The following is a 13,312-nucleotide window of genomic DNA, read 5'->3' on the forward strand; positions in this document are numbered from 1 at the left end:
GATCGTTACCAATAAGATTGGATTCTTATTTATCTTAGTTTTACAAAAATCCAATTTGAGTTTGTAGCGTTGTCATGATACAGATGGATCACCACATTGGTAGGTTTCATTTTGTAAGTAAATACATAATTAAAAGCGATGTCCAAATCACCCGAAATCATACCTTCCTTGAATCTACCGTAAAAAATACGGTTATTGGTACAAATGGCAACTTCAGTGAAAAAGTTTTTACCTACTGCTGTTTGAATGGGAACGTTGGCAAGTTGGGATTCATATTGATTGTAGAGTAAAATTTTACCTGATTCATCTACCTTCACAATTCCAAATGGGTATGCATCTGCTTCCGATTGGCTAAGGGTTCCGAGTTTACCTAAAATACTTGGGTCTATAAATTTGCTCATTAATTTCGTTCCTGTCCGAATGTGTTTTATGTTTCGTATTCTGAATACATCGAATTGAGTTGTTCTTCCATTCCTCGGATGAGTGCAATCACCTCAGAAATAGAATGGGTTTTTGTTTCCTTTAACAACATTTCCTTTTCCGCATATAAATCAGAGATCTGTTCTTCAATGGAATCAGACTCTATAGAATTTGACGGATTCCCTGTCGCATTCGTCACAGAATTTTCCTTTTCTGCATATAAGTCTTCCACTTGCATCACCAAATCTTTTGTGACTTCGATGAGGCTTGTCACGTCCTCAGCCCCTCTGACTTGACTACGGACCAATTCATTGATCCAATAAATGACGGAATTTTGTGATTTCGCTTTCTCCAAACGCAAACGTTCCGAAAGCGGGTAGTGTTCTTCAATTTCCCTTTTAGTGAATATCATAGTCTAACCATTAGATGTATTTTTTGGGTAAATTGCGCCAAAAAAAATGAATCCAACAAAAAATTAGGGAAACCAATGCCACAACAGAATATCTTCAGTGAAAAAGAGAGACTCTACTCTCGTTTGGTTTGGAATGATTCTATCAGTTTAGCTCTTTTTCTCCTCCTTGCAGGTATGTTTGGGTATCAATCCATTTACGGACTACTCCCAATACCAAGCCTATTTTTTGGTGGTTTGTTAGTTTTTGTTACATTCGTATTTTCTATTTTTCGAATGATCCAAAATAAAAATATTCTAAAGAAAGATTTGGTCTCAAATCATTTAGCGACTGATCCTGTTCTTTTGCTTTCCGGATATGGAATTGATATCCATGAATATTCCGAGTCTTTAACTGACACATGTTCTGATTTACAAAAAAGACTGGATGCCATAGGAAATCATATCATTGAATTAAACGCTAAAATCCAAACGACAGGAAGTGATATTGATCGAGTGTATCAGATAGTTTCCCAACTTGCCTCAGAAGAAGTAAAACTCATGGACGCAGTGGGTAAAACATCCGAAGAAATCAATATCATGTTTGATATTGTGAATGTTGTCATCGCTGAGATCCAAAGCAGAAATGAAACAATGGAAAATTTAGTAAACTTAAGTACGGATGGAAGAAAAAAAGTAAATGATACTAATTTTACAATCCAAAAGATCAGTGAGTCTTCTGGGAATATTCTAAAACTTATCGACTTCATCAATGGAGTTTCCAAACAAACGAACTTACTTGCTATCAATGCGGCCATTGAAGCAACTCACTCTGGTTCCGAAGGGAAAGGATTTACAGTCATCGCCGATGAAATTAAAAATTTATCCACAATGACGGCAAACAATGCAAAACAGATTTCGAAAATCTTAAACGAAAATGTGAATGATTACAAAAAGGCAGAAAAATTAGGGATAGAGTCGGGAGATGCCTTTCAATTCATCGCTTCGGAAATTCATGTTGTTCATGGAACAATCGCGGAAGTTGTACAATCCATCCAAGAATTAAAGTCAAGGGGTGGTGCTATCCTTTCCAAAGCAAAAACTCTAGATGATGTTGCAGAACGTGTGCGAGATACTTCTGGTGAAGTTTATGGTGAGATTGTTACGATCAACTCCAATCTAGACGAAATCCAATCCTTATCCAATACAATCCAAAATGAATGTGAAGAGATACGTTCTGCGCAACAAGTGATCCTAAAAACAACTGAAATTTTAAAATCACAAGTCAAAGACATCCATTCTGTCACAGATAAGATGATGATGGGAACTACTTGAAAATAGATAGACCGATTGTTCTAAATTTTGAATACTGGGTGAATGAGAAATAGAGAGATATTACTCGAATACAAAGTTCATCCCCTTTGGAAATTTTTAGAAGAAACCTATGGTTTTGAACAGGCATTCCGAATGTTCAAACCGTATGAAGGGGCAAACATTCTACCAAAACTCATTGATCGAAACACTATGGTTGTTTCCATGCCACTCATCCTCTCCAATACAAATTATGTAGGAACCCATTTTGGTGGTTCCTTATATTCTATGTGTGATCCTTTTTTTATGTTCTTACTGATGATGAATTTAGGAAAAGACTATATGGTATGGGACAAAGGAGCCAAAATCGATTTTGTCAAACCAGGTGAAGGCACTGTTACTGCAACGTTTCACTTACCCGACTCTGAATTTGCAGAAATCAAAAATCTCTTACAAAAGGAGAAAAAAACAATCCGAACCTATGAGGCTCTCGTTGTGGGTGAAGATGGAAAAACTGTGGCTAAAATTACCAAGGATTTGTACATCCGCAGGCTCACCTAAGCACAGTGAATGAATTTTCTTACATTAGAACTGAAAGCGACCTAAACCATCAAATTGGGATTTTGGTAATCGAAATTCCAATTTAGATCTGGTATGGATTTGAATGTATGTTGCACCTTTAGGAGCATCTCCAGACCAAACATAACCAGACTTAGCCTCCGTAAATAATTCCTGTTTGATCTGATTTCTTTCTACATTTAAAAAATTAATTCCAACAAGAGAGGATTTGGAGTTTGTTTCCAAGAAGATTCGGCCACTACGGGAAACATTTACATCCACCAATTTCCATTCCCAAATTTTTCCATGAAATTCATATTCATAGTTAGGTGATACGGGAGGAATTGTATATGCGATTTGATAGTCTTTGATTTCATTTTTACGAAATTCAGATCCAATTCCATAGGTTAAAAATTTCTGTGAATGGAACAAACTATAGTTTAAAGGAAGACCGATTGACAAGATGAGGAGTAAGGGAGAAAACCAAATCGTTTTCCTAAATTTATCAAAACTGGGAGAAAAACCAGTTCCTTTTTCCCCTAAAAGAATGAGATAAAAACACAAAAAGGCACCATCCGAATTTTGAATTTGGACTCCAAATAAAAATGGGATCAGAAGTAAAATTCCTTGTTTCCAAAGCCCTCTTTCCCAAAGGAAAATCCCGATATAAAAAAGAAAGACTATGGAACCAAGGATGCCTAATTCATACAACATCCAATGGTAAAATGTAGGTGGGAAGTCAACAAAGGGAATGTTAGCATTGGAACCATTTTGTTCTGGGGAAAGTAAATACAAGGGAAAAGATCCAATTCCATTTCCCATCCAAAGGTTTTCCTGAATTCCCAAATTCGCTACTTTGATGAGTTCATACCGAACTAAATCCAATTGTTGGAAGGCTAAAGTTGGAGAATTTGGGAATGATTTTAGAAATAACATAAATCGTTTTGCTAAAATGACAAGATCCCATTGTTTTGGTACGAGACTAATACCATATAATGCCAAACTACCTAACACTGGCAAAACGAAATACAATCCAATTCGTGTGAAAATTTTAGTTTTAGATGATACAATCCATAAATCTGTTGTGAGTTGGATGAATCCAACTGAAACGAATAAACTCCAAATCACCCAAAAAGCCTTTCCTTGTTTTAATCCGAGCAATGTGAGAAGGAAAAATGATAGAATTAATAATAGTAAACTAAACCTTTCTTTTGATTTTCGCCAAATATGAGTTAACTTTGTCATCCATAAAAAACCAATTACTGGAACAAGCCAAGAAGCAGATCCTGAGTCTTGGAATAAACCAGTTGTTCGACCTGCACTTACACTTAAATGGGTTCCTTGTGAAAAAAATTCCAAACTCCAAATGGACTGGATACACATCACCAAAAGATTGATTCCAAAACCTAAAAAAAGTCCAAATCGAATTTGTTCTGATAAACTATCCTTTGATGGAGTTGGCATAGAACGTTCTTCTGAAAAAAAATACAAAATTACAAGTGTTAGCGGAACAAGTATTTTACATGAAAGCCCCATGGCTTCTCTTGAAGAAAGTTTTGGATAATACAAATATTCTTGGATACCAAGTCCTGTAAAAATCCCCATTCCTTGGTATTCTAAAAAACACAAAATAGTTAAACAGAAGATAAAAAATAAAAATCCAAAATAGGTAGAATACCAAATAGGTAAATTTGATTTTCCCGTTGGATTTCGAATCATCCAATCAGTAATGATTTGTTCTGATTGTTTTGGTAATGCTGTTTCATTGCGACCAAGTAACACGAGCAAGGTTTCTCGGACCCAAATCCCAAGGATGGAACCAAGGAGAAGACCCACTAATTGGTAAGAACCCACCATTGGTATTCCCGATAAGAAAGGAAGTCTAACAAGAGTGATTGCCGATAAACTTGTCAAAACCCTTCCCCACTTCCTTTGGTACAATTGTGGGAAAAAACCAAAGGAAAACTGAAAGAAAAAGGAAGGATAAAAGAGAACTTGGGGGACAGGCTCTACATACCGGTGTAAGTTCCAAACGAGAATACTGGCACCAACAAAAAATACTAAGTCAAGGATTGGTAAAGAACGAAGCCTTTCTAAAAAACTCACGATAGAAAGAGTTTAAGGAGTGGTATGGCGAATCAATTGTATTTTCGGATGAAAAAGAGAATTCGATCTAGGGAAACAAAAAGGAAGAAGGCTTTAAGGGAAAACTTCTAAGATTGGTGTTGGACAAAATCAGAGGATTCTCTCTAGTCGAGAGAATCTACATCCATTCCAGTTGTGGGGTATGCCGAAAGGGAATCCATTCGGTAACCACCGGCGCGGTTACGGCTTTTTGCCATTTGTTCCGCGAATTCTACAGTGAATCGTGTCCACGGGATGGCTTTGAGTCTGGCAAGGGGGATTTTTTTCTTTGTCCCTTCGCAGATACCATAGGTTCCGTTTTCAATTTTCTCTAAAGCGAGTTCGATCTCACGTAGAGTCTCAATTTCGTTTTCAGTCAAAACAGAAGTGAGGGCTTCTGAATTGAGTTCGGATGCGATGTCTGCAATATCTCCCATTTCCTTGAGGCCAGAAGGAGAACTTGTATCTTCCCACTGGTTGAGTTTGATGAGAAGAGATTCTTTTTTCTCTTGAAGGAGCTCTCGCACCTCTTCGATGAACTTCTTGTCGACTCCCTTCTCGGCGGAGGATTTTGCAGCTGGTTTAGGCATCTTATTCCTTAGACTTTGGATTCCTTGTGATCCGTGTGTGCTTTGCAAAATTTGCAATATTTTTTTGTCACAAGTTTTTCCGACTTTGTCTTCTTGTTTTTAGTCTGGAAGTAATTTGACCGCCCAGGTATCGCACATGGGACACAGGTTAGTTTTATGATTTCTCTCATAATTTATGCCATGACGTACCGACCCCATATATAGTCAATCGACAATAGCGGGTTTTTTCAATTCCTTCCGAAAATAGCTGGCAAAGAGACTTCCGAGAAGTGAATGTGTGAGACTCGAAAGAGCACTAGGAATTGCCGTGTTTGGATCGATAAAATGGGTCTTGGCAAGGACTGCCCCGAGCCCTGAATTTTGCATCCCCACTTCGATGGAAATGGTTTGGGAGATTTTTGCATCACGAGTTAGGATCCAAGCAAAGAAACCACCCAGTCCAAAACCACCTAAATGCAAACAAATCACTGCTAAAAAAATTCGGTAGTCAGATGTGATGATTGTCTCCTTCCCACTTGCGATGATGGAAGCAACAATCATCGCAATGAGGAGTACAGAAAGTACGGGAAAAATATCTTTTGTTTTCTCTGTTGCTTTTGGGAAAAAAGATTTAAGAAAAAGTCCAATGCCTACAGGCACAAGGATCACTTGGAAGGTAGTGAGAACAAGTCCTAAGCGGTCTATCTCCAAACGACTGCCGATAAAAAAGGCAACCAACATAGGAGTGAATACGATACCAAGGATCGTCGACACAGATGTCAGAGTGACACTGAGTGGAACATTGGCCTTGGCAAGAAAGGTAATGACATTGGATGCAGTTCCGCCAGGGCAACACGATACAAGGATCAGTCCGACAGCGAAAGCTTCAGGTAAGTGAAACCAATATCCAAGAGAATAACCTAACAAAGGCATGATGGTGTACTGTAAGATAGTCCCGATAAGAATTGGTTTGGGTTGTTTGAAGATCCTTAGAAAATCATCCACTTCCAAAGAAAGTCCCATACCAAGCATAATGAGGCCTAAACTATAGGTGATCCAAGGCCCCTTAAACCAAGAAATTTTTTCTGGCTCCAGAAACCCTATCCCTGCAATTCCAAGTAAAACTATTGGAAATGCATTTACGATTTGTTTTGAGAGATTCGTTAACACAAGTTCTGATTACTTTTGCAAATAAGATTGTAAATGGGTTTTTACTCGATTTACATGTTCTTCTTCAATTCCAATATGAGGTGCCATTCTGAGTCGACCCAGGCGAACTGCTGTGATGATTCCATTTTGTTTGAGATGGGCTTGGATGGCTTCTGGCTGGAATTTTTTAGGATCTTTGTGTCCCGTGATGGCAAGGATTCCTGTTTTCACATCGGGGAAAGCATCAGATTCCAATGTAAATCCTAACTCGTGTAACATGTCTTTTAGCATCCCTGCTACTTCATAAATTCTTTCCTGGACACGTGAGAACCCAAGAGTGGACAACATTTTGAGGGAAGCAAAAAAATAAATCCAATCGTTAAAATTGATGGTACTTTGTTCAAATTGTTCGGCAGCTGGTTTCCATTCGTCTCGGTACGGAAAATAATTAGAATCGTTCACAACACTTGCTTGTCCTTTGAATACCAATTGGAATCCTTTCGATTCTTCTTTTGAAATGTAAATAACACCTAATCCCAAAGGACCAAGTAACCATTTCCACGCTGCAAACGCACAAAAGGAAACTTTGATTTTGGAAAAATTGAGTGGGATATGACCAACGGCTTGGCTTCCATCAATCACAAGTTTGGTTCCGAAACTTTCACATAAGGCGGAAACACTTTCCATATCAAACACAACTCCCGTACACCAATGAACAGGTGATATACTAAGGATATAAACATCCTTTTTTTCGAGTTCTAGTTTTAGGTTTTCTAAAAATTCATTGGGAGTGTTCCCTACTTTGACAAAACCTAATGTGACACCTTTGTTTTGCCAATGTTCCCAAGGATACACATTACTTGGGTATTCGTTCTCCAAAACCAAAATCCGATTCCCTTTAGGAATTTGGATGCTATGAGAATAAAAATTCATCCCCTCACTGGTGTTATGTACAATACCAATCTCTGTGGGGTCACAGTGTAAAATTTCTGAAAGATACCCTCGAATTTCTTTTTTGATATAAGGTTCCGAAAAATTTGGAGTGAAGATTCCCATTTTTGCATACTCTTGTAAGTACACATTCATCATTTCAATGGCATAGGTCGAAACAGGGGTGGTACCACAATAGTTCAACCAAACCGATTCTTTTTGTACAGGGAAATACTCGGAAATACCTTTCCAGTTGGAAAATTTTGGGAAGGAAGGGAAAACAGATGGAGATTCAGACATGTAAAAATAGAAATATCTGAAGCGACAGAAGAGAAAAGTAAAAAAAAATGGGACCGTGCAATCTTCTCGGATTTACCTCTCTCGTTCTGCCTTTAGCCACAACATTGCTCTTTTTCGCAAACTCATTGGTTCCAAAACAAAATTCACTGCCATTATAAAATCCAATGCATACGGACATGGGTTACTTGCTACCGCATCCATTGCCCTTGACGCAGGTGCTGATTATTTGGGTGTTAATTCACTGGAAGAAGCGATTTCCATTCGCCGAGTGTTTGCCAAAGCGACCATCCTTATCATGGGAAGTATTCCCAATTTACAGGAAAGAAAAGCAGAACTTGCAGATGAAAACTTTTGGGTGATGGTTTCTCGTGTGGAAGAAATGGAAATTTTGGCCAAACTTTCCCCCACTCCCAAAATCCATTTAAAGGTGGATACCGGGATGAGCCGTTTGGGAATCCCCTTCCAGAATGCGGAAGTCCTCGCCAAAGAAATTGCAGAAAAAAAACTCCCTCTTTCTGGGATTGCTACCCATTTTGCGAGTACGGAAGATTTTACTGAACATAGTTATTCCATGTTGCAACTGGGAAGGTTTCAAGATACAATTGACACTTTCGCAAAACATGGGTTTATCGATCTCATTTGTCACTGTGCCTCTTCTGCATCCGCAATGTTATTTTCAGAAGCACGAATGGACTTGGTAAGAGTTGGGATTTCTCTTTATGGACTTTGGCCAAGTCTTGAAACCAAACTTTCACTATCTCTCATGAAAAAAGATGTGGGGATGTTAAAACCGGCTCTCAGTTGGAAAACACAAATCCAACATATCCAAAACCTAAACCCAGGAACCTTTGTGGGGTATGGATCCACATTCAAAACCACTCATGAAACAAGGCTTGCTGTTGTACCTGTTGGGTACTATGAAGGTCTAGACAGAAAATTATCTAACCATGGTTACATGCTAATTCATGGTGAACGAGCTAAAATTTTAGGTAGAATTTGTATGAACATGAGTATGCTTGACATCACTCATATTCCAGAGGCAAAAATTGGAGACGACGTTGTGATTTTAGGTAAGTCAGGGAATGAAGTGATCTCGGCAGATGACCATGCCACATGGACTGGAACCATCAACTATGAAGTAGTGACTAAAATTTTGGGATCCTTCCCTCGTATCATTGAAGACTAGAGGACCATATGTCAGAAAGACAAACATATAATTGGAAAAACCACAGACTAACATACGTTCGGCATAAATCCCTGAATCCAAAATCCAAGGAAACCATTGTCCTCGTTGGAGGATGGTGTTCTGCCGCAGGGTATTGGGGACTCAATATTCCTTTTTTTCGCCAATTGGGCGATGTCATTGAACTCGACTTAGTTGGTCATTACCCAGCTGAAATTTTTGACCAAAAAAAAGGCCTTACGCTCCAGGATTTTTTAGAAACACAGGCACAAGGGATTTGGGCGTCTGCAGGAGAAAAAGACATCACACTCGTTGGCCATTCCACAGGTGGAATGGCAGTCCTTGCCATTGCGTCCCTTTTCCCACAACGCATCAAACAAGTGATCGCCATTGCTCCTTATGTACATGGTCCTGTGCCAGGTATCTTAAAAATTGGAGTGATGGGACTACGTGCCAATTTAGGTACATTTTTTGACCTTGGTTTTAAGATTGGGAAATCATTACCAAAAGCCTTACAGATTGGTTTTTCCTATGGGGTATATGATTCAAGTGCATTCCATGCAAGAGAAGACATCAAACAATTCTTAAAAGAATACAACCCACAATTTGAATGTTTGAACCCAAGGCAAATCCTCATGATCCTAGAGATGCTCGACCGTACAGACATACGACCTATCGTATTTGGGAACCAAGTGCCAACACTCATCATGCGTGGGGAAGAAGATCCTATCATTCCAGGTAAGGATGTGATGGAATTAGAAAGAACGACACCTCATGTAAAAGCTGTACTGTTTTCGGAATGCGGACACTTTGTACACATGGAAAAACAAAAAGCAGCTGAGAAAGTGATGAAGGACTTTCTTTTGATGAAAAAATCTTCTGCTACAAAGAAATCTTTTTTCTAAATCCCAAACCTTCGGTGGTGCAAACTCGGTAAAGTAGAACGGATCTCAGACAATCGATCCATTTCGATCTCGGCGATGGCAAATCCTTCTTCGGAATCGAGCTCCGATAAAATCTCTCCCCATGGAGAGATGATGAGTGAGTGGCCAAAGGTCTTTCGTTTGCCATGAGGATCATGTGTTCCTGTCTGGCCTGGAGCCAAAACATACATCAAGTTTTCGATGGCCCTTGCCCGAAGGAGAACATGCCAATGGGCTTCTCCTGTTGGCACTGTAAATGCCGCTGGTAAAAAACACAAATCAACACCTTGTTTGGATAAGGCACGGAAAAGTTCGGGGAACCTTAGGTCGTAACAAATGGCAGAGGAGATGTTGCCATATTCTGTAGGAATCACTTCGGGGACTTTTTCTCCTGCTTCGGTGTGATTGGATTCTTTGTATGGGAATCCATCCCCCACAACTGCATCAAAGAGATGCACCTTATGGTAACGGAACACTTCCTCACCTTTGGGATTTACAATGACCGCCGTGTTGAACACTTTTCCTGTAGGTGCTTTTGTGGGGAATCCTCCTCCCAAAAGATAAATCCCAAGGTCCATCGCGGTATCTTTTAAAAAGGAAAAGGTTTCTTCCTCAATTTGGCCAAGAAGGTTTTGTTTTTCCGATTCACTTCCCATAAAGGAAAAATTTTCAGGAAGACCTATGACTTTGGCACCGGCCTTAGCCGCACCTTCCACAAGTTGCCTACACTTGGTTAGGTTATTTGAAACTCTTGCTGTACTTGTGACTTGCACAACGGCGGCTTTAAAATTCATTATCATAAATGAGGACTTTTATGGACCACCAATCAGAAAAAATCAATCATATCTTAGAAGCACTTCCTTATTTGATCAAATATTCTGGAAAAACCATCGTCATCAAATATGGTGGAGCAGCCATGGTGGAGGAAGAACTCAAAGCTTCCTTTGCAGAAGACATTGTTTTACTCAAGTATTTAGGCATTAATCCTGTGGTGGTACATGGTGGTGGCCCTGAAATCAATTCTCTCATCAAATCATTAAATCTCAATACCCAATTCATCCGAGGCCATCGTGTGACGGATGAGGCCACTATGGAAGTGGTAGAGATGGTTCTTACGGGAAAAGTAAACAAACAAATTGTATCCCTCATCCAAGAAAAAGGAGGAAAACCTGTTGGTCTTTCGGGGAAAGATGGTGGTCTTGCCATTGCAGAAAAATACCTGATGGAAGTGGAATCCGAAGATGGGAAAACCCAAAAAGTAGATCTAGGTCTTGTGGGAGAAATCACTTCCGTTGATCCCAATATCATTCTCACCTTACAACGTGAAGGTTTTATTCCGATCATATCCCCAGTTGCCATGTCAAAAGAAGGCCAAACTCTCAACATCAATGCCGACACCATGGCGGGAGCAATTGCACAGGCACTCCATGCAGACAAACTCATTTTACTCACAGACACACCTGGAATCTTGATTGATGGCCAATTGGTAACGGGACTCAAAAAAGTCGACATTCATGGTTACATAAAAACTGGACAGATCTCTGGTGGCATGATACCAAAAGTAGAGTGTTGTTTGGGTGCGATTGATTCTGGAGTCAAACGAGCCCACATCATTGATGGTCGAGTGCCCCATTCCGTCTTAATTGAAATTTTGACTAACCAAGGGATAGGAAGTTTGATCGAACAAGGATAGATTTGGATGCCTACGAAACTTTTAACATTAAGTCTGATTTCAGATATAACGAGTCGAATCAATTCACAAGAAGATCTAAACACCCTTCTCAGTGAAATTATGGGGATCACTCGTGATGTGTTACATACGGAAGGTTCCTCCCTACTCCTCTACGACAAAGAAAATGACCAACTTGTCTTTAATACAACTAGTGGTTTAAAAGAAGAATCTCTTGCCCACTTAACAGTTCCTAGGGGGAAGGGTATTGCGGGTATGGTGCTCGAAACACTACAACCAGAAATCGTAAACGATGCAGCAAATGACCCGAGGATCTTCAAAGCAATTGACCAAAAAGTTGGCTATGTAACTCGAAATTTAATTTGTGTGCCAATGATAGCTCAAGGTGAAGTACAAGGTGTACTCGAGGCAGTCAACTCACTCGACAATCGTGACTTCACCCAAACCGATATCAAAATCCTACGTTACCTTTCAAACTTAGCAGCCATTGCTGTCAAAAACCGTCTTCTGATTGATAATTTAAATTTAAGAGCCAACGAACTCAATTGCCTTTTCCAAATTTCACAAGCACTTGCCAATATCCAAAGTTCAGATGAATTTATGGACCTTGCCGTCAAAACAATTTCCGAAGTGTTACAAGTAGACCGAGTTTGTCTCAACTTTGAAAAGATTGAAAAACGAGGATTACCAAGATCCAAGTCCAAGGGGTTTTCCGATCAAATCCAAGACGAAGATGTGGTCGGACTTCTCTTCAATGATAAATCAGATTGGATGTTTAAAGGGTTTAAGGTCATTACTGCCAATTCACCACAAGGGATGCAACTCACTCATAGGGGTCTCTTCCAACACAGTATGATTTTACTTCCCATTCTAAAAAACAAAGAATGGTTAGGTTCTCTTGTTGTTTCGGACAAAACATCTCGTACTCGTTTTGACGAAATGGACATTCGAATCCTTCGTACTCTGACAAATCAAGTCGGTGAAGCCTATACAGCATTACAAGTGAAGATCCAAAGTGAACGTTTGAAAAACATCGATCGTGACATGCAAGTCGCTGCCATGATCCAAAAACACTCACTGCCAATCATTCCCAAGCAATACTCACTTCTCGAATTTGATACTTACTACCAAGCCTCACGTGAAATTGGTGGAGACTTTTATGATATGGTGGTACATGGAAAAGAAGAAGTATCAGTCATCATCGCAGATGTTTCTGGAAAAGGAACTCCAGCAGCACTCTTCATGGAATTTTCCAAAACAGTGTTACAACAGGAAGTTTCGAAAACAACTTCTACGAGTGAGGCACTTTTCAATGCAAATGAAGTCTTACAAGATAAATCTGGTTTCCTAATGTTTGTCACAGCGATGCTTGTACGTATCAACATGACAAAAAAAGAATTAACCTATTCCTCTGCTGGTCATAATTTACAAATCATCTATCGCAAAAAACACCATAAAATCCAACACTTATCAGGCAAAGGCCAACCGATGGGAATTAGCAAATGCGAATTTTCGGAACATACAGTGAGCTATATGCCTGGTGATTTATTAGTACTATATACCGATGGTGTGACAGAAGCGATGAATATGAAAGAAGAACTCTTTTCAGAAGAGAGACTTGAGTCTGTGATTCTATCTCATATCAACGACCCACCAGAAGTCATTCGGCAAGCAATCTTACAAAAAGTAAGTGAATTTGTGGGAGAAGCGGAACCACATGATGACCTTTCTCTCTTTATCATCCGTCTAAACTAAAGATAAAGGAGA

At 39.4% G+C, this 13,312-nt stretch carries 14 protein-coding genes; 6 read left to right on the top strand and 8 right to left on the bottom strand.

From position 1 onward, the window contains the following. Positions 1-29: 29 nt before the first annotated feature. Both CH354_RS14710 and CH354_RS14715 read right to left on the bottom strand, forming a co-directional pair. Positions 30-401 carry a PAS domain-containing protein gene (locus CH354_RS14710; protein WP_100727941.1) on the bottom strand — a complete coding sequence of 124 codons (372 nt, stop codon included), beginning with the start codon at positions 399-401 and terminating at the stop codon, positions 30-32. A 26-nt stretch (positions 402-427) separates the two neighbouring features. Further along, on the bottom strand, positions 428-832 hold the full coding sequence (locus tag CH354_RS14715; protein ID WP_100715884.1) for a hypothetical protein: 405 nt from the start codon (positions 830-832) through the stop codon (positions 428-430). Between the two features lie 75 nt (positions 833-907). On the opposite strand from CH354_RS14715, the gene CH354_RS14720 reads away from it, so the two are divergent. After that, positions 908-2,143 carry a methyl-accepting chemotaxis protein gene (locus CH354_RS14720; protein ID WP_100727942.1) on the top strand — a complete coding sequence of 412 codons (1,236 nt, stop codon included), beginning with the start codon at positions 908-910 and terminating at the stop codon, positions 2,141-2,143. A 42-nt stretch (positions 2,144-2,185) separates the two neighbouring features. After that, the gene (locus CH354_RS14725) at positions 2,186-2,680 is read left to right on the top strand and encodes a DUF4442 domain-containing protein (protein WP_100715882.1); all 495 of its coding nucleotides are present in this window, start codon (positions 2,186-2,188) and stop codon (positions 2,678-2,680) included. A 24-nt stretch (positions 2,681-2,704) separates the two neighbouring features. Here the strand turns inward: CH354_RS14725 and CH354_RS14730 are convergent, their stop codons facing one another. The 5 genes from CH354_RS14730 to CH354_RS14750 all read right to left on the bottom strand — a co-directional run bounded on the left by CH354_RS14730 (position 2,705) and on the right by CH354_RS14750 (position 7,749). Further along, positions 2,705-4,783 (bottom strand): hypothetical protein, encoded by a 2,079-nt coding sequence (locus tag CH354_RS14730; protein ID WP_100728848.1) that lies wholly within the window; start codon positions 4,781-4,783, stop codon positions 2,705-2,707. A 143-nt stretch (positions 4,784-4,926) separates the two neighbouring features. Next, positions 4,927-5,391: a TraR/DksA family transcriptional regulator gene (locus CH354_RS14735; RefSeq protein ID WP_012476636.1), complete on the bottom strand. Its 465-nt coding sequence runs from the start codon at positions 5,389-5,391 to the stop codon at positions 4,927-4,929. 8 nt (positions 5,392-5,399) lie between these two features. Beyond that, the gene (gene rpmG, locus CH354_RS14740) at positions 5,400-5,561 is read right to left on the bottom strand and encodes a 50S ribosomal protein L33 (RefSeq protein WP_100715880.1); all 162 of its coding nucleotides are present in this window, start codon (positions 5,559-5,561) and stop codon (positions 5,400-5,402) included. 34 nt (positions 5,562-5,595) lie between these two features. Next, positions 5,596-6,540, bottom strand: a complete 945-nt coding sequence (locus CH354_RS14745; protein WP_100727944.1) for a bile acid:sodium symporter family protein — start codon at positions 6,538-6,540, stop codon at positions 5,596-5,598. 9 nt (positions 6,541-6,549) lie between these two features. Beyond that, complete coding sequence (locus CH354_RS14750) at positions 6,550-7,749, bottom strand: aminotransferase class V-fold PLP-dependent enzyme (protein ID WP_100715878.1); 1,200 nt, start codon at positions 7,747-7,749, stop codon at positions 6,550-6,552. Between the two features lie 55 nt (positions 7,750-7,804). On the opposite strand from CH354_RS14750, the gene alr reads away from it, so the two are divergent. Further along, positions 7,805-8,935, top strand: coding sequence for an alanine racemase (gene alr / locus CH354_RS14755; protein ID WP_100727945.1), 1,131 nt, complete (start codon positions 7,805-7,807; stop codon positions 8,933-8,935). Positions 8,936-8,943: 8 nt separating this feature from the next. Further along, positions 8,944-9,837, top strand: coding sequence for an alpha/beta fold hydrolase (locus tag CH354_RS14760; protein ID WP_100715876.1), 894 nt, complete (start codon positions 8,944-8,946; stop codon positions 9,835-9,837). Here the strand turns inward: CH354_RS14760 and CH354_RS14765 are convergent. Beyond that, positions 9,834-10,649, bottom strand: a complete 816-nt coding sequence (locus CH354_RS14765; protein ID WP_100727946.1) for a carbon-nitrogen hydrolase family protein — start codon at positions 10,647-10,649, stop codon at positions 9,834-9,836. The two genes, CH354_RS14760 and CH354_RS14765, sit on opposite strands and share 4 nt — an antisense overlap. Positions 10,650-10,669: 20 nt before the next feature. On the opposite strand from CH354_RS14765, the gene argB reads away from it, so the two are divergent. Both argB and CH354_RS14775 read left to right on the top strand, forming a co-directional pair. After that, the gene (gene argB / locus CH354_RS14770) at positions 10,670-11,548 is read left to right on the top strand and encodes an acetylglutamate kinase (protein ID WP_100715874.1); all 879 of its coding nucleotides are present in this window, start codon (positions 10,670-10,672) and stop codon (positions 11,546-11,548) included. Between the two features lie 6 nt (positions 11,549-11,554). Beyond that, positions 11,555-13,300 carry a SpoIIE family protein phosphatase gene (locus tag CH354_RS14775; RefSeq protein WP_100727947.1) on the top strand — a complete coding sequence of 582 codons (1,746 nt, stop codon included), beginning with the start codon at positions 11,555-11,557 and terminating at the stop codon, positions 13,298-13,300. The last annotated feature ends 12 nt before the right edge of the window (positions 13,301-13,312 follow it).

It is taken from the genome of Leptospira levettii, from assembly GCF_002812085.1.
GTDB lineage: Bacteria > Spirochaetota > Leptospiria > Leptospirales > Leptospiraceae > Leptospira_A > Leptospira_A levettii.